This is a genomic window from Streptosporangium sp. NPDC049644 (assembly GCF_040675205.1).
In the GTDB taxonomy this organism is placed as follows: domain Bacteria; phylum Actinomycetota; class Actinomycetes; order Streptosporangiales; family Streptosporangiaceae; genus Streptosporangium; species Streptosporangium fukuiense.
In genome coordinates, this window is the sequence record NZ_JBFAOJ010000013.1 from 13,247 (window position 1) to 34,996 (window position 21,750).

A 21,750-nucleotide genomic window follows, 5' to 3' on the forward strand; every position below is an offset into this window, starting at 1 on the left:
CGGCCACCGTCGGTCGCCGTCGGTCGCCGCCGGCCACCGTCGGTCGCCGTCGGTCGCCGTCGGTCGCCGAGGCTCGCGGCCCGGCCGAGCCTCTCCGGAGTGACCGGGCCCAGAGCCGCTCCGCTAGGCGTACTCGTGTGCGGCGCGGCAGACGCAGAACTCGTTGCCCTCGGGGTCGAGCATCGTCACCCAGCCGGTGCCGTCGGGGTTGCGCCTGTCCTCGAAGACCGTGGCGCCGATCCCGAGCAGGCGCTCGACCTCCTCGTCGCGGGTGGTGCCCGCCGAGCCGGCGAGATCCAGGTGAAGGCGGTTCTTGACGGTCTTGCCCTCGGGAACCTTGATGAACAGCAGATCCACCCCGCCGCCCTGCAGGAGGATCTCGTCGTCCTCCTTCTTCGTCTCCGGATGGAACTCCCCGCCGGTGGCGTCACGCCAGAAGGCCGCCAGTTCGTACGGCTGGGCACAGTCGAAGGTCACGTATTGAACAACAATCATGCGCCCACCCAACCCGACACCATCAAAACCGTCAAGCCGGTTTCGGGCGACCCCACTCGAAGCGGGGCCGCCCGTGCCCGCCCCTCCCGATCACGTCGTACGGCGTGCTCGGGCAGGCGTACGGTCAGTGGCCGCCGGCGGCGAGGTTGAGTCCGACGACGCCCGCGATGATGAGCAGGATCGAGGCGATCTTGAGGACCGACGCGTTCTCGCCGAGGGCGACGATGCCCAGCACGGCGGTGCCGACGGCTCCGACGCCCGTCCAGACGGCATAGGCCGTACCGACCTCCAGGCTCTTCAGGCCCATCGCGAGCAGGCCGAAGCTGAGCAGGCCGAAGACGGCGAAGCCGACGCTCGGCAGCAGCACCGAGAATCCATTGCTCAGCTTGAGCGAGTACGCCATCGCGACCTCGAACAGACCGGCGACGAGGATGACGACCCAGGCCATGACAGCTCCTCCTTTGATCAGGAGCGTCGTCTTTGCCTACCGGGTACGGCGCGTCTCGTCCGGGAACACCCCTTATGAGGGTTCGATCGGTGGAACGCGGCGGGGTCTCACTTTGATTCCCACCAGAGCGTGAACCACCGGTCCCGGGGGACCGGCCACATGTCCAGCTCGATCACGGCCGCGATGACCTCGTCGGCCCGCTCCCGGCCGAGACAGAGCCTCCGGCAGGCGCTCTCGGCGAGGTCTTCGAGCCGGGTGAAGCGGGGCAGCGGGGCCAGGCGCCATTCGTGGTGGACCTCGTACCCGAGCCTCTCGGCGACGGCGATCACGTCGTGGGCCGTGGGGCGGCCGGGGCGGGTGATGCCGTGGAAGTGCTGCCAGAGGGGATTGAGCCAGCTCATCGGGTGTTGTCCGGTGAGCTCCAGGACGACCCGGTTCCGGGCGTGACCGGTGAGCTCGGCGAGGAACCCGGCCAGCCCCGGCACGTTGTAGACGACGTGGGCGGCGACCGCGACGTCCGCGACCGGCGTCTCGGCCGCCACGTCGGGCCAGCGGCCCCGGAGGAACCGGGTGGGGACGCCCAGCGCGTGAGCCCGGGAGGCCAGCTCGGCGAGCATGGCGTCGGAGACGTCGACCGCGATCAGCTCTCCCAGGTCGGGAGCGAGCGGCAGGGAGGCCGCCCCGGTTCCGGCGCCGACGTCCAGCACGCTCCCGCCGGGCGGGAGCGCCTCGGCTATCCGCGCCAGCGTCGGCCCCTCGGGGGCCGCGAGCGCACGGTCGGTGCGCTCGGCGAACCGCGCCGACGAGTGCCCCCAGGGGTCGGTCGGCGCCCTGGCCGCGATCTCCTCGGGAATGCTCCACCGTTCGAGGTCGGCCCGCCACTGTTCGTCCATGTGGCGAGCCTAGAAGAGCTTCGGGGGCCGGTCGATCGGCGCCGGGACGGGTGTCTTCGCATGTCGTGACGAACGTCCCAGTCGGTACGGTTTTCTAGGGGTTACTCGCGGGTAGCATTACCGGTAACGTTACTGGCGAGTATGGAAAGTTCCGGTTCCCCCGGTTTCAAGGAGCAGACCCCATGGGCCACTACAAGAGCAACGTCCGTGACCTGGAGTTCAACCTCTTCGAGGTATTCGGGCGCCGGGACATTCTGGGCACCGGCCTCTACGCCGAACTGGACGAGGACGTGGTGCGGAGCCTCCTCGACGAGGTCAACCGCCTGGCCACCGGCGTGCTCGCCGACTCCTTCGAGGAGGGTGACCGCAAGCCGCCGGTGTTCGATCTCGCCACCAACTCGGTGACGATGCCGGAGGGCTTCAAGAAGTCCTTCGCCGCCTACCGCGACGCCGGCTGGACCAACCTCAGCCTTCCCGCCGAGCTCGGCGGCCCCGGCCTGCCCAGCAGCGTGAGCTGGGCGCTGGCCGAGATGGTCCTCGGCTCGAACCCGGCCATCTGGATGTACTCCAGCGGCCCGGCCTTCGCCCACGTGCTCCACTCGATCGGCACCGAGGAGCAGAAGCGCTACGCCGAGCTGGCCATCGAGAACCAGTGGGGCGCCACCATGGTGCTCACCGAGCCGGACGCCGGCTCCGACGTGGGCGCGGGCCGCGCGAAGGCGGTACGGCAGGACGACGGCACCTGGCACATCGAGGGCGTCAAGCGCTTCATCACCAGCGCCGAACACGACCTGAGCGACAACATCTTCCACCTGGTGCTGGCCCGCCCCGAGGGGCACGGCCCCGGCACCAAGGGCCTGTCGATGTTCCTGGTCTCGAAGTACCACGTGGACCTGGAGACCGGCGAGCTCGGCGAGCGCAACGGCGTCTACGTCACCAACGTCGAGAAGAAGATGGGCCTGAAGGTCTCCACGACCTGCGAGCTCACCTTCGGCGACAAGCACCCGGCCGTGGGCACGCTGATCGGCGAGGTCCACGAGGGCATCAAGCAGATGTTCATGATCATCGAGCACGCCCGGATGATGGTCGGCACCAAGGCGATCGCCACGCTCTCCACCGGCTACCTGAACGCCCTGGAGTACGCCAAGGCCCGGGTGCAGGGCGCCGACCTGACCCAGCTGGCCGACAAGTCGGCCCCGCGGGTGACCATCACCCACCACCCGGACGTACGCCGGGAGCTGATGCTGCAGAAGTCGTACGCCGAGGGGATGCGGGCGCTGGTCCTGCTCGCCGCCACCTACCAGGACGACGTGCTGATCGCCGAGCACGAGGGCCGCAGGGACAGCCGCGCCGAGGCGATGAACGACCTGCTGCTCCCGCTGGTCAAGGGCGTCGGTTCCGAGCGCTCCTACGAGCTGCTCGCCCGCTCCCTGCAGACCCTGGGCGGCTCGGGCTACCTGCAGGACTACCCGATCGAGCAGTACATCAGGGACGCCAAGATCGACTCCCTGTACGAGGGCACCACCGCGATCCAGGGGCAGGACCTGTTCTTCCGCAAGATCCTGCGCAACCAGGGCGTGACCCTCGGCTCGCTGTACGACGACGTGAGGGCCTTCGCCGCCTCCGAGGCCGGCAACGGGCGGCTGAAGGAGGAGCGCAGGCTTCTCGCCGAGGCCGCCGACGAGGTCAAGAGCATGGCCGACACCATGGCCGGCTGGGCCATCGGCTCGCTGGAGGCGCCGAAGGAGGTCTACAAGGTCGGTCTCAACACCACCCGGTTCCTGCTCGCGCTGGGCGACGTGGTGATCGGCTGGCTGCTGCTGCGTCAGGCCGAGGTGGCCCTGGCCGCGCTGGGCTCCACCGGGACCGCGCGGGACGACCAGGCCTTCTACACCGGCAAGGTCGCCGCGGCCTCGTTCTTCGCCCAGACCGTCCTGCCCCGCATCGCCGCCGAGCGCCGCACGCTGGAGGCCACCGGTCAGGACCTGATGGAGCTGCCGGAAGAGGCCTTCTGAGCCCGCTCCCGAGGCAGGCAGGCGAGGGGCGACCTGTTTCAGGGTCGCCCCTCGTGGCTCGTCATCCGGCCGCCGTGTTCCGAGCCCGGTGGAGCGGGGGCCGACGCCGCCGGAGGGTTCACAGCCGCGCGGAGGCGAGGACGTCGAGGGTCGACGCCCGCTCGCGTTCGTCGCCCACCGCGCTCACCACCAACTCCGTCGCCCCGGCCTCGGCGTAGCGCCGGATCGCCCTCGCCACGACGGTCTCGTCACCCGCGACGACCGTCTCGTGCACTCCCGACTTGCCCTGGCGATCCAGCAGCGACCGGTAACTGGGGAAGCGCGCGGCACTCCCCACCTGCTCGGTCACCCGCCGCCTGATGCCGTCGGGATCGGCGGTGACACTCACCATGACCGTCGCCACGACCCGTGGAGCGGGCCGCCCCGCCTGCTCCGCGGCACGGGTGATCGCCGGAACGATGTGGTCGGCGACGGCTTCGGGTCCGGTCCACACGGTTACCGTGCCGTCGGCCAGCTCTCCCGCGATACGCAGCATCACCGGTCCGAGAGCGGAGATCAGCACGGAGGGCGATGTGGCACCGGGCACGTCGACCCGGCCCGCAGCGGTGAGGGTCTCCCCGCGGTATTCGACCTGTTCGCCGCGGAGCAGCGGACGGAGTGCCGAGAGGTACTCGCGCACGTGCCTGGCCGGCCTGTCGTAGGGGTAGCCGAACTGTCCCTCGATGATCGGTGGATGGCTCGGCCCGACGCCGAGGGTGAGCCGGTTCCCGGTCGCGACCTGGGCCGTGAGCGCCTGCGAGGCCAGGGCGAGCGGGTGCCGGGGGTAGGTCTGCACGACCGCGGTGCCCAGGCCGATGCCGGGCACCTCCCGCCCCACGAGGGCCAGCACGGTGAGCGCGTCCCACGCGGTGAGCTGACTGAGGAAGGCGCTGTCGAGCCCCGCCTCCGCCGCCGCGCGCACCTGGCCGATCATCTCGTCCAGACTCAGCCCGGCGCCGCCGACGTACACGCCGATTTCCATGATCTCTCCAACCTGAAGCGGACCTTCATCTTCCGCTCGCTCACGCTATCCTAAACTGAAGGCGAGGTTCCGTTTTGTTGGAAAGAGCGCGAGAGTAGGGGCGGCCGGTGCGAGCCGACGCGCGGCGCAACCGCGAACTCATCACCACGACCGCGCTCGACCTGTTCGCCGAACACGGGGCCGCCGTCTCCATGGAGGAGATCGCCCGCGCGGCCGGACTCGGTGTCGGCACGCTCTACCGCCACTTCCCCGACCGTCAGGCACTGCTGGAGAGCATCGCACTCGACACACTGCGCGGACTCCTGAAGTTCGGCCTGACCACCGACGCGGCGGACCTGTCTCGCTGGCAGGCCCTTCAGCTGCTCGTGGAGCACTGCGCCGGACTGCCCATGGCCCTGATCAAGTCGATGTCCGCCTCCCTGTCACTCCACCCCGAGCTGCTCGAACTGCAGCGGAACCTCGACACGCTGTTCGAACGGATCGCGGAACAGGCCCAGCTTGAGGGGACGCTCCGGCGCGACATCTCGCCCCGCGAGGTCGTCGGGCTGCTCAACGTCGCCGTCTGCCGCCCCGGAGCCCGCGCCGGCGACCACCTGACCACCGTGATACTCGACGGCCTGAGAAGCACGGCCCCCTGACCGGCGACGCCCACCCCGGGGGGCGAGGTGGTTGACATCTGGGCAATGTCCTTCTCATACTGAGATTGTCTCACTTTGAGAAGGACATGTATGGATGAGTCTGAGTTTCTGGCGGGTTACGACCCGCGGGTGTACCCGGCGGTCGCGGTGACCGTCGACGTGGTGGCGCTCACCATTCGCGGGGGCGGGTTGCGCGTTCTGCTCATCAGGCGGGGCGAGCAACCCCATGCGGGGCTGTGGGCGCTGCCCGGGGGGTTCATCCGGCCGGGAGAGGACCTGCCCCAGGCCGCGGCGCGGGAGCTGGCCGAGGAGACGGGGCTCTCGAACCTCGGGGACCGCGTCCACATCGAACAGCTCGCCAGCTACGGGACGCCCGACCGTGATCCACGGATGAGGGTCGTGTCGATCTCCTACCTGGCGTTCGCCCCCGACCTGCCCGACCCTTTGGCGGGCACGGACGCGGCGGACGCCGCCTGGCAGCCGGTCGACAAACTGCCGGAGCTCGCCTTCGACCACGATCGCATCCTGGCGCACGGGCTGGAGCGGGCACGCGGCAAGCTGGAGTACACCCCGCTGGCCACCGCGTTCGCCGGTGAGACGTTCACGATCTCCGAGCTGCGCGGTGTCTACGAGACGGTCTGGGGCGTGCCGCTGCACGCGGGCAACTTCCACCGCAAGATCCTGTCGGTGCCCGGTTTCGTGGAGAGCACCGGTGAGACCACCGAGAGCGGCGGGGTCAGGGGCGGTCCCCGGGCCAAGCTCTACCGGGCCGGCGACGCACGGCTCCTGCACCCCGCCCTGCTACGGCCCGCCAGGGAGGAGCAGATCAGATGACCACGGCCGAGGCGATCGCGCTGGTGACCGCCGCCCGCACCCCCGACGACCTGTTCGGCGGGGACGCTTCGCACCGGGCGTACCGGAGGCTGGCGAGGCTGCTCCATCCCGACCTCGCGCCGGGAGCCGAGGCCGCCGAGGCGTTCGCCAGGCTGGCGGAGCTGTGGGCGGCCCGTGGCGGGACCCCGGGACCGGCCGCGGAGACGGTGATCACCACCGGGCGGGGGACCTACCGGATCGGGGGCGTCTTCCGGCGGGGCGCCTCGGCCGTGCTCTACCAGAGTGGCCCGGACACGCTGCTCAAGCTCCCGCGCAGCCACGCGGACAACGACCTCATGCGCCGCGAGGCGGACGCCCTGGCGACGATCGAGCGAGACGGCGACCCGCTGCTCCTGCCGTACGTGCCGCGCCTGGTGGATTCGTTCCGGCACCGCCGTGACGGTGTCGAGCGGCTGGCCAACGTGATCAGCCGGGCGCCCGACGGGTTCGTGAGCCTGGACGAGGTCAGGCGGCGGCGGCCGGTGCTCGACGCGAGGGACGCGGCGTGGATCTGGCGGCGGCTGCTGGTCGCCGTCGGCGCGGCCCATCGGGCGGGGGTCGTGCACGGCGCGGTGTTCGGGCACCACGTCCTCGTCCACCCGGTCGACCACGGCCTGGTGCTCGTCGACTGGAGCCAGTCGGTGCCGCTCGGCACCCCGATCACCGCCCTGGTGACCAGGCACCGCGACGACTACCCGCCGGAGGTCCTGGCCAGGAAACCCGCCACCCCCGCCACCGACATCCACCTCGCCACCCGCTCAGTGGCCGCCCTCATGGGCGACCGGGCCCCCACTCCGATCAAACGCTTCGTCCGGGGCAGCCTGCTGAGCCCGCCCGGCGACGCGTGGCGGCTCCTGGGGGAACTCGACGACCTGCTCGACGACCTGTACGGGCCGAGGAAGTACCGGCCACTGCACCTTTGAGAACGTGCCACCCCTGATCCGAGGAGATCCCCCGTGGGAAGCGGAATCTGGTCCACCGACGTCTACTCCGCCGCCGCGAGCTACCGCGCGGCCAAGGGCTCAAGCGCCTTCGCCTACAGCGACGGCGGCGCCCGCTCCACGCATCCCGACCTCGACCCGCACGGGGTGACGCTCCGCGAGAGCCGCGACTCCGCCGAGCACCCCGTCTCCCTCGCCGTGGCCGTGCTGTTCGACGTGACCGGCTCGATGGGCGGGGTGCCCCGGACCCTCCAGAGCAAGCTGCCCGACCTGCTCGGCCTGCTGCTCCGCAAGGGCTACGCCACCGACCCGCAGATCCTCTTCGGCGCGATCGGCGACGCCACCTGCGACCGGGCCCCACTGCAGATCGGCCAGTTCGAGTCCGACAACCGGATGGACGAGCACCTGGGCAAGGTCCTGCTGGAGGGCGGGGGCGGCGGCCAGATGAGCGAGTCGTACGAGCTGGCGATGTACTTCATGGCCAGGCACACCTCGATCGGCTGCTTCGAGAAGCGGGGCCGCAGAGGCTACCTGTTCATCATCGGCGACGAGCTTCCCTACCCCCAGGTCAAGCGGCGCGAGGTCGAGAGCGTCATCGGCGACCGGCTCCAGCGGGACATCCCGACCAGGGAGATCGTCGCCGAGCTGACCAGGGTCTACGACGTCTACTACATCCTTCCGGCGGGGACGAGCCATGCCAGGGACGGCCGGGTGCTGGCCGCCTGGCGCGAACTGCTCGGCCAGAACGTGCTGGAGCTGGACGACCTCGACGCCGTCTGCGAGACCATCGCGCTCACCGTCGGTCTCGGCGAGGACGCCATCGATCTGCGGGAGGGGCTGGACGATCTCGACGAGCTCGGTTCGACCGCCGGGACCGCCGTGAGCAGGGCCCTCGCCAAACTCGACCGCGGCACGCTCGTGGTCGCCGACGGCCTCGACCTGGGCGGCGACAGCGGCGTGACGCGGCTCTGAAGACCTCCCCGCCGTGCGGCGGCCACCGCGAAAGCGGCGGGGAGTGCCACCACGAAGGGAAACGGCCCCTGTCCGGCGGTGGGAACCCACCGCCGGACAGGCCGCCACCACGAACAGAGGACCACATGCGCGAACACCTGATCGTGACAGACCTCGGCTACGGCGACGCGGGCAAAGGCACGATCATCGACTGGCTCTGCACCCGCGAACCCATCGGGGCGGTCGTCAGGTTCAACGGGGGTGGGCAGGCCGCCCACAACGTCGTGCTGCCCGACGGGCGGCACCACACGTTCGCGCAGTTCGGGTCGGGCACGCTCAGAGGCGTGCCCACCCACCTGTCCAGGTTCATGGTCACCGACCCGCTCTCGCTGGCCCGGGAGGCCGCCCACCTGAGCGAGCTGGGCGTCGACGACCCGTTCCGCCTGCTTACCGTGGACCGGGACGCCCTGCTCGCCACGCCGTACCACGTGGCGGCGGGGCGGGCCCGGGAGCTGGCACGCGGCGAGGACCGGCACGGGTCGTGCGGGATGGGCGTCGGCGAGACCATGGCCTACGCCCTGGAGCACCCGGAACTCGCGCCGACGGTCGGCGACTGCGAGAACCCGGCCCGGCTCACCCGAAAGCTGTACGCGCTCCGCGAGGCGCTCGGGGTGACCGGGCCGCCCGTCGAGGACTGCGTCGCCGCCTACCGGGCGTTCGCCGAGCGGGTGATCCTGGTCGGCTCCTCCTTCACGACCGCGCTGCTGCGCAGACGGCCCGTGATCTTCGAGGGGGCGCAGGGCGTGCTGCTCGACGAGTGGCACGGCTTCCATCCGTACACCACCTGGAGCACGACGACCTTCGCCAACGCGCTGGAGTTGCTCGACGGGGTGCCGGCCGTGCGGCTGGGCGTGCTGCGGACCTACACGCCCAGGCACGGCCCGGGACCGCTGGTCACCGAGGACCCGGCGCTGACACTGCCCGAGACGCACAACGGGACCGGCCCCTGGCAGGGGCCCTTCCGCACCGGTCACTTCGACGCGGTGGCCCACCGCTACGCGCTGGCGGTCGCGGGCGGGGCCGACGCCCTCGCGCTCACCCACCTGGACGCGCCGGTCTCGCGGATGTGCGTGTCGTACGACATCGGCGAGCTGCCGGTGGGCACGGCGGGTGACCTCGAAGGGCAGGCCGGACTGACCGGGCGGCTGTCGGCGGCCCGGCCGCACTACGCCGACGGTGTCGACGACTGGCCCGCGGCGGTGGCCGGGGCCCTGGGAGTCCCGGTGTGGCTGGGCTCCCGGGGACCCACCGCCGCCGACAAGGTCCTTCTCAGTGGTGTGACCGCGCCCGAAAGGGTATGACCCTTCTCGTACTCTCCCTTTACCTGGCAGGCAGCCTTACCCGGAGGAACTCATGGGCGTCGGGGTCAGCATCTTCTTTCTCACGCTCGGCGCCATCCTCCGCTTCGCCATCGACCCCACCGTGCTCGGCGAGGCCGTGCACATCGACGTGATCGGCCTGATCTTCATGATCGTCGGTGCCGTCGGGGTCGTGCTGAGCATCGTGATGGCCCCGAAGCGCGGGAACACGTCCGAAGACCGCCTGATGCACCGCGAGAACCACCCGCCGGAGGTCTAGAGCTCGAACTGGATCGCCGCCCGCGAGGCCAGGATCGGCTTGATGTGCTCGGCGATCACGGCCTGGTGCAGCGGGTGGTCGCGGTAGACCAGGTAGTCGTCGACGCTGTCGAAGTCCGCGACGACCGCGAACTGGTGGTTGCCCGGGTTCACGCCCGCGTCCGTGCCGAGGATGTAGGAGCGGATCTCCGCGATGGCCCCGGGGAGCTTGTCGAGTTCCGCCGCGACCCTGGCCCGCTGCTCGTCGGTGGCCTCTTGCGTCCAGGTGAACAGCACGACATGCCGGAACATGATCTTCCCTTCGTTTGGGTGCCCGGCCAGCGTAAGGCCAGGCGTCAACGGAACCGGCAACGGCCCCGCGATCGCGGGGCAGGGGCGGGGCGGGAGGACGTGCGACGGCGAGCCCCGGACGGGTGTCGCGGCCCGTCCGGGGCTCGCCGTCGAGAGGTGTCCCGTGCTCACACCGGGCGCGGTGCGGAACGGTGGCTGATCCTTATCCGGCCGGCACGCCGCGGCACGGCTTCGAGCACGATCTTCTGGGCCGCCTCGGGAATGAAGCGGAGGTCGTGGGTGATCAGGATGGTCGTGCGGCCGGCCATGAGCCTCTTGAGCGGCTCCATGATCCGTTCCGCGGTGAGCGCGTCGAGCCCCGTCATCGGCTCGTCGAGGACGAGCACCGGGGCGTCGCGCAGGATGGCCCTGGCGATGGCGATCCGCTGGCGCTGCCCGCCGGACATCAGTCGCCCACGCTGCCCGATCGGCGTGTCGTACCTGTGCGGAAGCGTGTTGACGAAGTCGTGGACGTCCGCCATGACGGCGGCGCGGACGATGTCGTCCAGGTCCGCGCCGGGGCGGCCGTAGGCGATGTTGTCGCGTACGGTCCCCGAGAAGAGCAGGTTCTCCTGCTGCAGGATGGTGATGTTGTCACGGAGCGACTCGCGCGACAGTTCCCGGATGTCGATTCCGTCGAGCAGGATGCGCCCGGCGGTGGGGTCGTAGAAGCGGAGCAGGAGCTTCGCCAGCGTGGACTTGCCCACCCCGCTCGGCCCGGTGCACACGACCAGTTCCCCGGGCTCGACGACGAAGGACATCTCGCGCAACGTCGGTCTCCTCCTGTTCGGGTAGGTGAAACCGACGCCCTGGAACTCGATGCGGCCACGGCCACGCCCCAGGTGGACGGGGGTGTCGCGGTCGGTGACGGCCGGTCGGGCCCGCAGGATCTCGATGACCCGGTCGGAGCCCGCCGCCGCCTCGGAGACGGTGAGGGCGATCTGCCCCAGGCTCTGCACCGCCGGGTAGAGGTAGGCGAGGTAGGCGGCGAAGGCGAGCAGCCCGCCGATGGTGAGACGCCCCGAGGAGATCTCCCACGCGCCGAACCCGAGAATGGCGATCAGGCAGATGGTCTCGATCACCTGCACGACGGGCCCGTACAGGGAGGACAGCCACGCCTGTGCCACGTTGGCCCGCAGCCAGGTGCTCCCCTCCGCGTGCAGTCGCTCGGCCTCGGTGCCCTGGCGGTTGTAGGACTGGACGAGTGCCTGGTTGGACAGGCTCTCCTCGATGACGCTGTTCATGGTCCCGTTGCTGAGCCGCTCACGCGCCGACACGGTCCTGAACCTGCCCGCGAAGGCCTTGGAGACCAGCAGGAAGGCCGGGGCCAGCAGGAAGGTCAGCAGTGCCAGGTCCCACCGGATGTAGAAGGCCGCACCGGCGAAGAAGACGGCGCTGGCGAGCGTGGTGAAGAGCTTGACCAGGCCGGAACCGACGAGTTCCTCGATGGCCTCGATGTCGTCGGTGAGCCTGGCCATCAGGTCACCCAGGCGGCGGTTGTCGAAGAAGTCGGGCGTGAGCGTCTGGATGTGCTCGAACACCCTGTCTCGCAGCCGCAGCAGGAAGCGCTCGCCGCCCAGGGCCGTGAGGTAGGACCCCGTGAAGGAGACCAGCCCCGCGACGGCCGCGAGGCCCAGCCAGGCCGCCGCGGGGAGCCAGAAGGCCCCCAGGTTCTGCTTGCTGAGCACCTCGTCGGTGATGAAGCCGAACAGGCCGATCGCGGCGACCTCGCAGACGGCCGCGACGATGGCGAGCACGCCACCGGCCACGAGCAGCCGGCGGATACCGCGGGTGTACGGCCAGAACTCCCGGAAGGTCCTGCGGATGGAGACCGTCGGCGCCGTGGGAGGACGACGCACCGCTGCCCTCGCCCCGCCGGGCGAGAGCGACTCTGAGAATGAGAGCCGGCGGGTCACCCGCCGGCCCTCACTTGTTTCTGCTAGCACCGGATCTGGCTACCACCACCACCCGCCGCCACCACAACCACATCCGCAGCGGCGGCGGCGCCGGCAGCAGCATCCACCCCAGGTCACGTACCGGCTGGACGGGAAGAGCTGCTTGAAAGTCATGGCTTCCCCCTTCGTGCTGAGCCTGTCGCGTCTTATCAATCACGACACTAGCACCCATACCCAGACAAACACCTCATATCGACACGCATTAAAGATGTTTTAACAACCCATTCAGAAAAGCCAGAAAACGTATCGGGAGTAAAGCCTGGCAAAAGTTTCACACGGCGACCCGGCCCCTCGCCCGAGCTGGGGATGTGCACCATAAACCCTGATCCACAAGGGACAAAAAGAGGTTTCCCGATTGTCGCCGGGACGGCGGCCGGCGGGGCGGCTCCGGAGCCCTCCCCGTCGGCTTTGACGGGAGGTCCGCCGGGTTCACCGGGCAGGGGAATCGCTTCCTCGATACGGTTTCCGGGTTCGAAACGGGCATGGCCTGCCCGGCGCCCACCTCGGCCGAGGAAAGCGAGAAGCCACTCCCCCGGGGAGCGTGGGAGCCACTTCCCGTCACGCCAATTGACATGTTCAGCGATTCACCTGCCGGATTTATCCGGCAGGTGAATCACCGCTCCGTCATGAAACCGGCTCCGGAATCACCGGGTCATGCCCAGGCGAGCATCCGGAGCGGGTCCTCAAGCATGGCGCCGACGTCGCGAAGGAACAGCGAGCCGATCTCCCCGTCCACCACCCGGTGGTCGAACGAGACCGCGAGCGTGCAGACCTTACGCGGCACCACCTGCCCGTCCACCACCCACGGCATATCCCTGACCTGGCCGAAGGCCAGGATCGCCGATTCGCCGGGGTTGAGGATCGGGGTGCCCGCGTCCACCCCGAAGACGCCCACGTTGGTGATCGTGATCGTGCCCCCGGCCATGTCCGCGGGCTGGGTGCGGCCCGCTCTGGCGGTCTCGGCGAGAGCGCCGAGGGCACCGGCCAGGCCGGGCAGCGACAGCAGGTGGGCGTCCTTGACGTTGGGAACGAGCAGGCCGCGCGGGGTGGCCGCGGCGATGCCCAGGTTGACGTGGTGCTTGACCACGATCTCCTGGCGCGCCTCGTCCCAGACAGAGTTGATCATCGGGTGGCGACGGGCGGCGACGAGCACGGCCTTGGCGACCAGGAGCAGCGGCGAGACCTTGATCTCGGCGAAGTCGGGCAGGCCCCGGAGGCGCCGGACCGCTTCCATGGTCTCCGTCATGTCCACCTGGAGGAACTCCGTCACGTGCGGCGCCGTGAACGCGGAGGCCACCATGGCCTGCGCGGTCGCCTTGCGCACCCCCCTGATCGGGATCCGCTCCTCGTCCTCCGCCGGCCGCGGCCTGGACGTCTCCCTCGTCACGGCCGCCGAGTGCGACCCGGACGTCGCGGCGCCGATCGCGGCCTGGACGTCGTCCCTGGTGATCGAGCCGTGCGGGCCGGTCCCGGTGAGAGCGGTCAGGTCGATGCCCAGATCCCTGGCCAGCTTCCGCACCGGGGGCTTCGCCAGCACCGCGACGCTCGTGGGCGGTGCGGCCGGGCCGGCGTCGCCCTCCCGCGCACCGGACGGCATCGCCTCGGACGGTACCGCCTCGGGCGACCGCGATCCGGTGGCCGCACCGGCGGGGGAGATGCCGGACGGCGACGGTTTACGGGGGCGGCGCTTGGCCGCGCCCGGCTTGACGCCGTAGCCCACCAGCACCGGCTGCCGCACCTCGGCGGGTGGCACGGGCACCATGTCGTCGGCCAGGGCCGCCGACCGCTCCGCGACGGGAGCCCCGGGGCCGGCACCGTCGTCCACCGAGATGATCGGCCTGCCGACGTCCACGGTCTCGCCCTCGTCCGCCATCAGGGCCGCCACGACGCCCTCGAACGGACAGGGCAACTCGACGACCGCCTTGGCGGTCTCGATCTCCACAATGGTCTGGTTGACCTTGACCGGGTCCCCGACCTTCACATGCCAGCGGACGATCTCCGCCTCGGTCAGTCCCTCTCCCACGTCGGGGAGCCTGAACTCCTTCATTCCAGCCCTCCTCTAGAACGCGAACGCGCGGTCGACGGCGTGCAGGACCCTGTCCAGATCGGGCAGGTAGTGGTCCTCAAGCCGCGAGGGCGGGTAAGGAGTGGAGGGCCCTCCGACCCTCAGAACCGGGGACTGCAGGTGGTAGAAGCACTCCTCGGTGACACGGGCGGCGACCTCCGCGCCGAAGCCGTTGAAGACGGGCGCCTCGTGCACCACGATGCAGCGCCCGGTCCTGCGCACCGACTCCGTGATCTTCGAGACGTCGAGCGGATTGAGCGAGCGCAGGTCCACGACCTCCAGGGACCGGCCGTCGTCCTCGGACGCCTTCGCGGCCTCCAGGCAGGTCTTCACCATCGGCCCGTACGCGAGCAGGGTGGCGTCCGTGCCCTGCCGTACCACCCTGGCCTCGTCGAAGGGGGTCCAGTCCGAGGAGTCGACATCCACCTCGGCCTTCTCCCAGTAGCGCCGCTTGGGCTCGAAGAAGACGACGGGGTCCTCGCAGCGGATCGCCTGCTGGATCATGGCGTAGCCGTCGGCCGGGTTGGAGCAGGCCACGACTCGCAGGCCGGCGGTGTGCGTGAAGTACGCCTCGGGCGACTCGCTGTGGTGTTCCACCGCGCCGATGCCGCCGCCGCAGGGGATCCGGACGACCACCGGCAATCTCAGCTTGCCCAGCGAGCGCAGCGGCATCTTGGCGAGCTGCGTGATGATCTGGTCGGCCGCGGGAAAGACGAACCCGTCGAACTGGATCTCGCAGACCGGGCGGTAGCCCCGGAGCGCGAGGCCGATGGCCGTCCCGATGATGCCCGACTCGGCCAGCGGGGTGTCGATGACCCGCTGCTCGCCGAAGTCCTTCTGCAGTCCGTCGGTCACCCGGAACACACCGCCGAGCTTGCCCACGTCCTCACCCATGACGAGAACCTTGGAATCGTCCTCCATGGCCTTGCGCATGCCCTCGTTGAGCGCCTTGGCCAGCGTGAGAATGGTCATGCCTCGAACCCCTCCAGGTAGGTGGCGAACTCCGCGCGCTCGGCGTCCATCAGGGAGTGCGGCTCGGCGTAGACATGGTCGAAGATGGCCAGCGGTTCGGGGTCGGGCAGCGCGAGGCAACGCTTGCGGACCTCCCGTCCGAGCTCGTCGGCCTCCGCGTCGATCGCGTCGAAGAAGTCCTGGTCGGCGATCTGGTTCTTGAACATGTAGGCCCTGACCCGCTCGATCGGGTCCTTGAGCTTCCACCCCTCCAACTCGGCGGCCACCCGGTAACGGGTCGGGTCGTCGGAGGTGGTGTGGGCGCCCATCCGGTAGGTGAACGCCTCGATCAGCACGGGCCCCTGCCCCGACCTGGCCTCGGCCAGTGCCTTTCTGGTGACGGCCAGGCAGGCGAAGACGTCGTTGCCGTCGACCCGGACACCGGGGAAGCCGAACCCGCTGGCCCTGCGGTACAGGGGGATGCGGGTCTGCTTCTCCAGCGGTTCCGAGATGGCCCACTGGTTGTTCTGGCAGAAGAACACCACCGGCGCGTTGAACACGGAGGCCCAGATGAAGGCCTCGTTCACATCACCCTGGGAGGTGGCGCCGTCGCCGAAGTAGACGATCGAGGCGGCCTCGGCGCCGTCGCGCTGGATGCCCATGGCGTAGCCGACCGCGTGCAGGGTCTGGCTGCCGATCACGATGGTGTAGAGGTGGAAGTTGTGCTCCGCGGGGTCCCACCCTCCGTGGTTGACGCCGCGGAACAGGCCGAGCAGGTTCACCGGGTCGACGCCCCTGCACCAGGCCACCCCGTGCTCGCGATAGGTCGGGAATGCCATGTCGGCCTCGGTCAGCGCCCGGCCGGAGCCGATCTGCGCGGCCTCCTGCCCGAGCAGCGATGCCCACAGACCCAGTTCGCCCTGGCGTTGCAGGGCCACGGCCTCCAGGTCGACCCGGCGGACCAGGGTCAGGTCCCGGTAGAGACCTCGGATCTCCTCGGGGGTCAGATCGATGTCGTAATCGGGGTGCTGGACCCGTTCTCCTTCCGGGGTCAGCAGTTGAATGAGCTCCGGGGGTGCTTCCGCACCACGAGAGGCGTCGGCTGTCACGTGCCACTCCTGTGTGCTAGGGGCCGTCCGGGTGGGTTCGCCACCGCTGTCCGGCCGATTCGCGGCGCGTTCGACCCGTCTGTTGGTGGTTCGTACGCGCTTGTGGCCATCGTGGCAGAGGTCACATACGTGTGCGCAAGACCTACCTCGGCGTCCATATGCTCCCCGTTCCCCGCGCGCTCCCTTTCACCCGCCTGTTTCGTCCGCGTGGCGCGGGTCCGGCCCCCGCGCCTGAGCGCGGCCGGAGCCGGTTACTCTTGAGGCGCCGAACCGTCCCCGTCGCAACCAGGAGGAACATCGTGGCGCGCGTCATCGTCGACGTCATGCTGAAGCCCGAGATTCTCGACGCGCAGGGGCAGGCGATCGCCCGCGCGCTGCCGCGGCTCGGCTTCTCCGGTGTCTCAGCGGTACGGCAGGGCAAGCGATTCGAGGTGGAGATCGACGGGCCCGCCGACGAGGCGGCACTTTCGGACGTCCGGAAAATGGCCGAGACCCTGCTCGCCAACACGGTGATCGAGGACTACACCGTCACCGTCGAGTCCTAGGCCGTCACTCCGCGCAGATCAACCGCCCAGATCCAGCTATATCCGGCAATATGGGCGGAGCAATCCCACGGCTTGACCACCAGTCAATAACATTACGGTTATTTTGCGGTTAGCCCGGATTCTGCAGGGAAGCCTTCACAAGGTGACGTCTGACCCCGGGAGGAAACCGGTGGACATGGAGTTCTCGCTGGCTCTGCCACGACAGGCCATCGGCATCCCGATGGTCCGCAGGGCGCTCGGCGACTCCCTGCGCTCACTCGGCGTCACCGAGGACTGCGTCTCCGACATCCTGCTCGCGGTGACCGAGGCATGCGCCAACGCCGTGCGGCACGGAGGTCCGGCCAACCGCTACGAGGTCGAGACCGCCATCGGTCACGGCCGCTGCGACGTCCGCATCATCGACCGGGGCCAGGGCCTCGTCGGAGTGCCGGAGCACTACCCGTCGGCCGATGTCGAGCACGGCAGGGGCCTGCTCATCATGCAGGCGGTGGTGGACGAGATCTCCTTCGACATCACCCCTGGCCGGGGCACCGTCGTGCACCTGCGCAAGCACCTGGACTGGGACGACGACGCCGCCTTCGCCCGCGGCCGGGTGCTCGCCGCCGTGTAGTCCCGGTTCCCGCCCTCCTGGGCCGTACGGAGGGCAGGCCACCCGTTTGTGTGATCGGACACTCCGCGTATGACCGCTTGCCCGGAGCGGATAGCCTGGGAGCACCGCCGCAGACCGACGTCCGATGTGAGAGACGCCGGCGCGGCGCCCGTTTGTGGAGGGGAACGCTGCCATGAGTGCTGCCCGCGTGGGCGTCGTCACTTTTCCCGGAACGCTTGACGATCAGGACGCGGCCCGCGCCGTACGCCACGCGGGTGGCGAGGCCGTGCCGCTCTGGCACGCGGATCCCGATCTCCGGGGGGTGGACGCGGTCTTCCTGCCCGGCGGGTTCTCCTACGGGGACTACCTGCGCTGCGGGGCCATCTCCAGGTTCGCCCCGCTGATGGAGGAGTTGATCCCCGCCGCCAGGGCCGGGCTCCCCGTGCTGGGCACCTGCAACGGCTTCCAGATCCTCTGCGAGGCCCACCTGCTGCCCGGGGCGCTGATGCGCAACGCCGGACTGCACTACATCTGCCGCGACCAGGGCATCCGGGTCGAGAGCAGCACCACCCCCTGGACCTCCGACTTCACCGAGGGCCAGGAGATCGTGCTGCCGATCAAGCACGGGGAGGGCCGCTACGTCGCCGACGAGGCGACCCTGGGCGCGCTGGAGGCGGGCGGCCAGGTCGTCTTCCGTTACACGGGCGGCAACCCCAACGGCTCCCTGAACGACATCGCGGGCATCCGCAACGAGGCCGGCAACATCGTCGGTCTCATGCCACACCCCGAGCACGCCGTCGAGGAACTCACCGGCGCCCCGAGCACCGACGGGCGCGCCTTCTTCTCCTCGATCCTGAAGAAGCTGGTGAACGCATGAGTCTCGACACCGTCAAGCGGGCCGAGGAGACCCCCGGCGAGCGCCAGCCGTACGCCGAGCTGGGCATGAAGGTCGAGGAGTACGAGCGGGTCCGCGAGATCCTCGGCCGCCGTCCCACCGGCTCCGAGCTGGCCATCTACAGCGTCATGTGGAGCGAGCACTGCTCCTACAAGTCGTCCAAGGTGCACCTGCGCCAGTTCGGCACCAAGGCTCCCAAGTCAGCGGCTCTGCTCGTCGGCATGGGGGAGAACGCCGGGGTCGTGGACATCGGTGACGGCTGGGCCGCCACCTTCAAGATCGAGTCGCACAACCACCCGTCCTACGTCGAGCCCCACCAGGGCGCGGCGACCGGCGTCGGCGGCATCGTCCGCGACATCATGTCGATGGGCGCCCGGCCGGTCGCGGTGATGGACGCGCTCCGCTTCGGCGGCGCCGACGCCCACGACACCCGGCGGGTGCTGCCCGGCGTGGTCGAGGGCATCAGCCACTACGGCAACTGCCTGGGCCTGCCCAACATCGGCGGCGAGGTCGTCTTCGACCCCTGCTACATCGGCAACCCGCTGGTCAACGCCCTCTGCGTGGGCCTGCTCCGCAAGGACCAGATCAAGCTCGCGGTGGCCCCCGGACCGGGCAACAAGGTGGTCTTGTTCGGCGCGCTGACCGGCCCCGACGGCATCGGCGGCGCGTCCGTGCTGGCCTCGGCCACCTTCGAGGACGAGTCGCACGCCAAGCGCCCCAGCGTCCAGGTCGGCGATCCCTTCATGGAGAAGCTGCTAATCGAGTGCTGCCTGGAGCTCTACCAGGCGGACGTGGTCGTCGGCATCCAGGACCTCGGCGCCGCCGGTGTCTCCTGCGCGACCACCGAGCTCGCCGCCAAGGGCACGGGTGGCATGAACGTCAGGCTCGACCTGGTGCCGCTGCGCGATCCCTCGCTGCGGCCCGAGGAGATCCTGATGAGCGAGTCGCAGGAGCGCATGATGGCGGTCGTCACCCCCGACGACATCGATGCCTTCATGGCGATCTGCGCGAAGTGGGACATTCCCGCGACCGTGATCGGCGAGGTCACCGACGGAGGCCGCCTCGTGATGACCTGGCACGGCGAGACCATCGTCGACATCCCGCCGGGCACCGCGGCCGACGAGGGCCCGGTCTACGAGCGGCCGTTCCAGGAGCCGGTCGGCCAGATCGCGCTGAACAGCGACACTCCCAAGCGCCTCGCCCGCCCCACCGACCTGCGTGCGGCGCTGCTTGAGCTCCTCGGCTCACCGAACCTGGCGTCCAAGGAGTGGGTCACCTCCCAGTACGACCGCTACGTCCGCGGCAACACCGTGCTGGCCCAGCCCGCCGACGCGGGCGTGCTGCGCATCAGCGAGGCCATGCCCGGTGCCGAGGAGACGAAGCGCGGAATCGCGCTGGCCACCGACGGCAACGGCCGCTACGCCCGCCTCGACCCGTACGCGGGGGCCCAGCTCGCCCTCGCCGAGGCGTACCGGAACGTGGCCGTGACCGGCGCGACGCCGCTGGCGGTGACCAACTGTCTCAACTTCGGCTCCCCCGAGGACCCCGAGGTCATGTGGCAGTTCGCCGAGGCCGTGCGCGGCCTGGCCGACGCCTGCAAGGCTCTCGGCGTCCCGGTGACCGGCGGAAACGTCTCGTTCTACAACCAGACGGGATCCGTCCCGATCCACCCGACGCCGGTCGTCGGCGTGCTCGGCGTCATCGACGACGTGGCCACCCGGGTACGGTCCGGTTTCACCGGTGACGGCGACCGGATCGTGCTGCTCGGCGAGACCGAGGCGGAGTTCGGCGGCTCGGAGTGGGCGCACGTGGCCCACGGCCACCTGGGCGGCCTGCCGCCCAAGGCGCGGCTGGCCTCGGAGCGCGACCTGGCTCTCGTCCTGACCACGGCCGCCTCGCAGGGACTGCTGACCGGTTCCCACGACCTGTCCGACGGCGGGCTGGCCATCGCCCTCACCGAGGCCTGCCTCGCCCAGGGCATCGGCTGCGCGGTCTCCCTGACCGGCGACGACGCGTTCGTCGAGCTGTTCAGCGAGTCCTCGGCCCGCGCGCTGGTGACCGTCAGGCCAGAGTCGTTCGACGCCTTCGCGAAGCTGTGCGCGACCCACGAGGTGCCCTGCTACGGCCTGGGCACCACCGGTGGTGACTCGCTGAACGTCAAGGGCGTCCTGGACATCCCGATCGCCGAACTCCGGGAGACCCACACGGCCACTCTGCCGGGCATCTTCGGCTGATCCTCACGCACCACGAAGGAGGGGTACGGCTCGCCTGAGCCGTACCCCTCCTTCGTTTTCGGTGCTTCGCACGGCACCCGGCCGGGTCCGTCTCCAACCTGGAAGAAGGTCCCCGACATGGGAGAAGGCCCCCGGCAGCCATCCGGGAGGCCCTCTGTCGCGCTGTCGTGCTCAGCCGGAGATCAGGAGGTGCTCATGCAGAGCGCGTAGACGGTGCCGGTGCTGTTCTTGCCGACCACGGTCCAGCCGTTGGAGCCGGTGGGCGCGCTCGTGTAGATCTGAGAGGAACCGCTGCTGCTGCTCATGCTGAAGCCGCCACCCGTGACGACCTTGCCCGCACCGCAGCTCACGCTCTGGCTTCCGCCCTGGCCACCGAAGCCGAACGACGCGGTCACGGTGGTGATGGTGGGAGCACCGGAGCCGCCGCCCGAGCCGGGGTCGCCCTTGTCACCCTTGGGGCCCTTCAGCGACGCGATGAAATCCGCCTTGGACTTGCCCCTGTTGCCGGGCAGTTCGAGCCAGACCTCATAGGCGCTCTTGCCGTCGTCGCCGTCCCTGCCGTCCCTGCCGTTCCTGCCGTCGTCGCCGTCCCTGCCGTTCTTACCGTCGGCGCCCTTCGGACCCTGAGCACCGGTGTCACCCTTGGGACCCTGCGGGCCGGTGGCGCCGGTCTTGCCGTCCTCACCCTTCGGACCCTGGGCACCGGTGTCACCCTTGGGACCCTGCGGGCCGGTGGCGCCGGTCTTGCCGGGGAGACCACGCAGCCCCTGCGGCCCCTGCGGGCCGGCGTCGCCCTTGAGGCCCTGCGGGCCGCGCTCGCCCTGCGGGCCGGCGGTGGCGATGCCCTGCTGCTGGCTCTCGCCCTGCTGCCCCCACCTGATCCGGATCTCGGTGGGCCTGCACTTGGCCGTCGCGTTGACGATGCGGGCGTAACGCGTCTGCTTGTGGACACACGCGTGGATCTCCGCACCCGCCGACGAGGCTACGGCACTACCGCTCGCGGTGAACAACGTCCCGGCGAGCACACCAACGGTCACGACGGCGAGCGTGCGTCCGCCCGGCAACTTGATAGCCACTGGGCTTCCTTTCTGCGACACCAGAGTCTGGTGTGATGGGAGAGATACACGTAGTACACGGCTCAACCGTTTCAATGGTTGACCCGCGA

General features: G+C 69.9%; 21 protein-coding genes and 1 riboswitch. Of the genes, 11 read left to right on the forward strand and 10 right to left on the reverse strand.

Translation table 11 applies throughout. The features are described from left to right. Nucleotides 1-123: 123 nt before the first annotated feature. From AB0J58_RS09945 to AB0J58_RS09955, 3 genes are all read right to left on the reverse strand, one after another. Nucleotides 124-495: a VOC family protein gene (locus tag AB0J58_RS09945; RefSeq protein WP_364212793.1), complete on the reverse strand. Its 372-nt coding sequence runs from the start codon at nucleotides 493-495 to the stop codon at nucleotides 124-126. 124 nt (nucleotides 496-619) lie between these two features. Then, complete coding sequence (locus tag AB0J58_RS09950; protein WP_343972798.1) at nucleotides 620-943, reverse strand: multidrug efflux SMR transporter; 324 nt, start codon at nucleotides 941-943, stop codon at nucleotides 620-622. 20 nt (nucleotides 944-963) lie between these two features. Beyond that, a riboswitch (guanidine-III (ykkC-III) riboswitch) is annotated at nucleotides 964-1,030 on the reverse strand. A 20-nt stretch (nucleotides 1,031-1,050) separates the two neighbouring features. Next, nucleotides 1,051-1,836, reverse strand: coding sequence for a class I SAM-dependent methyltransferase (locus tag AB0J58_RS09955; protein ID WP_364212796.1), 786 nt, complete (start codon nucleotides 1,834-1,836; stop codon nucleotides 1,051-1,053). Nucleotides 1,837-2,018: 182 nt separating this feature from the next. On the opposite strand from AB0J58_RS09955, the gene AB0J58_RS09960 reads away from it, so the two are divergent. After that, complete coding sequence (locus AB0J58_RS09960; protein WP_364212799.1) at nucleotides 2,019-3,851, forward strand: acyl-CoA dehydrogenase; 1,833 nt, start codon at nucleotides 2,019-2,021, stop codon at nucleotides 3,849-3,851. Between the two features lie 118 nt (nucleotides 3,852-3,969). Here AB0J58_RS09960 and AB0J58_RS09965 read toward each other — a convergent pair whose 3' ends face one another. Next, complete coding sequence (locus AB0J58_RS09965) at nucleotides 3,970-4,872, reverse strand: LLM class F420-dependent oxidoreductase (protein ID WP_364212802.1); 903 nt, start codon at nucleotides 4,870-4,872, stop codon at nucleotides 3,970-3,972. 107 nt (nucleotides 4,873-4,979) lie between these two features. Here AB0J58_RS09965 and AB0J58_RS09970 point away from each other — a divergent pair, with 107 nt between their 5' ends. The 6 genes from AB0J58_RS09970 (at nucleotide 4,980) to AB0J58_RS09995 (ending at nucleotide 9,913) form a co-directional block, all read left to right on the forward strand. Beyond that, the gene (locus AB0J58_RS09970) at nucleotides 4,980-5,510 is read left to right on the forward strand and encodes a helix-turn-helix domain-containing protein (RefSeq protein WP_364212805.1); all 531 of its coding nucleotides are present in this window, start codon (nucleotides 4,980-4,982) and stop codon (nucleotides 5,508-5,510) included. A 90-nt stretch (nucleotides 5,511-5,600) separates the two neighbouring features. Continuing rightward, nucleotides 5,601-6,344, forward strand: coding sequence for an NUDIX domain-containing protein (locus AB0J58_RS09975; RefSeq protein WP_364212808.1), 744 nt, complete (start codon nucleotides 5,601-5,603; stop codon nucleotides 6,342-6,344). Next, nucleotides 6,341-7,306: a lipopolysaccharide kinase InaA family protein gene (locus AB0J58_RS09980; protein ID WP_364212811.1), complete on the forward strand. Its 966-nt coding sequence runs from the start codon at nucleotides 6,341-6,343 to the stop codon at nucleotides 7,304-7,306. The genes AB0J58_RS09975 and AB0J58_RS09980 overlap by 4 nt, the downstream gene beginning before the upstream one ends. Before the next feature lie 33 nt (nucleotides 7,307-7,339). After that, nucleotides 7,340-8,296 (forward strand): hypothetical protein, encoded by a 957-nt coding sequence (locus AB0J58_RS09985; RefSeq protein WP_364212814.1) that lies wholly within the window; start codon nucleotides 7,340-7,342, stop codon nucleotides 8,294-8,296. A gap of 125 nt (nucleotides 8,297-8,421) precedes the next feature. Beyond that, nucleotides 8,422-9,636: an adenylosuccinate synthetase gene (locus AB0J58_RS09990; protein ID WP_364212817.1), complete on the forward strand. Its 1,215-nt coding sequence runs from the start codon at nucleotides 8,422-8,424 to the stop codon at nucleotides 9,634-9,636. A gap of 52 nt (nucleotides 9,637-9,688) precedes the next feature. After that, nucleotides 9,689-9,913, forward strand: coding sequence for a DUF6458 family protein (locus AB0J58_RS09995; RefSeq protein ID WP_030917415.1), 225 nt, complete (start codon nucleotides 9,689-9,691; stop codon nucleotides 9,911-9,913). On the opposite strand, the gene AB0J58_RS10000 is transcribed toward AB0J58_RS09995, so the two are convergent. From AB0J58_RS10000 to pdhA, 5 genes are all read right to left on the reverse strand, one after another. Beyond that, the gene (locus AB0J58_RS10000) at nucleotides 9,910-10,203 is read right to left on the reverse strand and encodes a Dabb family protein (RefSeq protein ID WP_364212820.1); all 294 of its coding nucleotides are present in this window, start codon (nucleotides 10,201-10,203) and stop codon (nucleotides 9,910-9,912) included. The genes AB0J58_RS09995 and AB0J58_RS10000 overlap by 4 nt on opposite strands. A 167-nt stretch (nucleotides 10,204-10,370) precedes the next feature. Beyond that, entirely contained in the window at nucleotides 10,371-12,101 is a 1,731-nt protein-coding gene (locus AB0J58_RS10005) for an ABC transporter ATP-binding protein (RefSeq protein ID WP_364212822.1), read from the reverse strand. A 748-nt stretch (nucleotides 12,102-12,849) separates the two neighbouring features. Next, on the reverse strand, nucleotides 12,850-14,244 hold the full coding sequence (locus AB0J58_RS10010) for a dihydrolipoamide acetyltransferase family protein (protein WP_364212825.1): 1,395 nt from the start codon (nucleotides 14,242-14,244) through the stop codon (nucleotides 12,850-12,852). Between the two features lie 12 nt (nucleotides 14,245-14,256). After that, complete coding sequence (locus AB0J58_RS10015; protein ID WP_364212828.1) at nucleotides 14,257-15,234, reverse strand: alpha-ketoacid dehydrogenase subunit beta; 978 nt, start codon at nucleotides 15,232-15,234, stop codon at nucleotides 14,257-14,259. Next, nucleotides 15,231-16,322, reverse strand: a complete 1,092-nt coding sequence (gene pdhA, locus AB0J58_RS10020; protein ID WP_364212831.1) for a pyruvate dehydrogenase (acetyl-transferring) E1 component subunit alpha — start codon at nucleotides 16,320-16,322, stop codon at nucleotides 15,231-15,233. Before pdhA ends, AB0J58_RS10015 begins: the two co-directional genes overlap by 4 nt. Before the next feature lie 299 nt (nucleotides 16,323-16,621). Here pdhA and purS point away from each other — a divergent pair, with 299 nt between their 5' ends. The 4 genes from purS (at nucleotide 16,622) to purL (ending at nucleotide 20,585) form a co-directional block, all read left to right on the forward strand. Continuing rightward, a complete protein-coding gene (gene purS, locus AB0J58_RS10025; RefSeq protein ID WP_364154300.1) occupies nucleotides 16,622-16,867 on the forward strand; it encodes a phosphoribosylformylglycinamidine synthase subunit PurS in 246 nt (81 codons plus the stop codon). 142 nt (nucleotides 16,868-17,009) lie between these two features. After that, on the forward strand, nucleotides 17,010-17,477 hold the full coding sequence (locus AB0J58_RS10030; protein ID WP_343972758.1) for an ATP-binding protein: 468 nt from the start codon (nucleotides 17,010-17,012) through the stop codon (nucleotides 17,475-17,477). A 172-nt stretch (nucleotides 17,478-17,649) separates the two neighbouring features. Beyond that, nucleotides 17,650-18,333, forward strand: coding sequence for a phosphoribosylformylglycinamidine synthase subunit PurQ (purQ, locus tag AB0J58_RS10035; RefSeq protein ID WP_343972755.1), 684 nt, complete (start codon nucleotides 17,650-17,652; stop codon nucleotides 18,331-18,333). Further along, nucleotides 18,330-20,585 (forward strand): phosphoribosylformylglycinamidine synthase subunit PurL, encoded by a 2,256-nt coding sequence (purL, locus tag AB0J58_RS10040; protein ID WP_364212834.1) that lies wholly within the window; start codon nucleotides 18,330-18,332, stop codon nucleotides 20,583-20,585. The genes purQ and purL overlap by 4 nt, the downstream gene beginning before the upstream one ends. 182 nt (nucleotides 20,586-20,767) lie before the next feature. On the opposite strand, the gene AB0J58_RS10045 is transcribed toward purL, so the two are convergent. Beyond that, complete coding sequence (locus AB0J58_RS10045) at nucleotides 20,768-21,661, reverse strand: hypothetical protein (RefSeq protein WP_364212837.1); 894 nt, start codon at nucleotides 21,659-21,661, stop codon at nucleotides 20,768-20,770. Nucleotides 21,662-21,750 lie beyond the last annotated feature (89 nt).

Coding starts and splice junctions, on each gene's coding strand:
- AB0J58_RS09995 (WP_030917415.1), top strand. CDS start 9,689: ATGGGCGTCGGGGTCAGCATCTTCTTTCTCACGCTCGGCGCCATCCTC.
- AB0J58_RS09980 (WP_364212811.1), top strand. CDS start 6,341: ATGACCACGGCCGAGGCGATCGCGCTGGTGACCGCCGCCCGCACCCCC.
- purQ (WP_343972755.1), top strand. CDS start 17,650: ATGAGTGCTGCCCGCGTGGGCGTCGTCACTTTTCCCGGAACGCTTGAC.
- AB0J58_RS09950 (WP_343972798.1), bottom strand. CDS start 943: ATGGCCTGGGTCGTCATCCTCGTCGCCGGTCTGTTCGAGGTCGCGATG.
- AB0J58_RS10000 (WP_364212820.1), bottom strand. CDS start 10,203: ATGTTCCGGCATGTCGTGCTGTTCACCTGGACGCAAGAGGCCACCGAC.
- purL (WP_364212834.1), top strand. CDS start 18,330: ATGAGTCTCGACACCGTCAAGCGGGCCGAGGAGACCCCCGGCGAGCGC.
- AB0J58_RS09955 (WP_364212796.1), bottom strand. CDS start 1,836: ATGGACGAACAGTGGCGGGCCGACCTCGAACGGTGGAGCATTCCCGAG.
- AB0J58_RS09990 (WP_364212817.1), top strand. CDS start 8,422: ATGCGCGAACACCTGATCGTGACAGACCTCGGCTACGGCGACGCGGGC.
- AB0J58_RS09965 (WP_364212802.1), bottom strand. CDS start 4,872: ATGGAAATCGGCGTGTACGTCGGCGGCGCCGGGCTGAGTCTGGACGAG.
- AB0J58_RS10015 (WP_364212828.1), bottom strand. CDS start 15,234: ATGACCATTCTCACGCTGGCCAAGGCGCTCAACGAGGGCATGCGCAAG.
- AB0J58_RS10010 (WP_364212825.1), bottom strand. CDS start 14,244: ATGAAGGAGTTCAGGCTCCCCGACGTGGGAGAGGGACTGACCGAGGCG.
- AB0J58_RS09975 (WP_364212808.1), top strand. CDS start 5,601: ATGGATGAGTCTGAGTTTCTGGCGGGTTACGACCCGCGGGTGTACCCG.
- AB0J58_RS09960 (WP_364212799.1), top strand. CDS start 2,019: ATGGGCCACTACAAGAGCAACGTCCGTGACCTGGAGTTCAACCTCTTC.
- AB0J58_RS09945 (WP_364212793.1), bottom strand. CDS start 495: ATGATTGTTGTTCAATACGTGACCTTCGACTGTGCCCAGCCGTACGAA.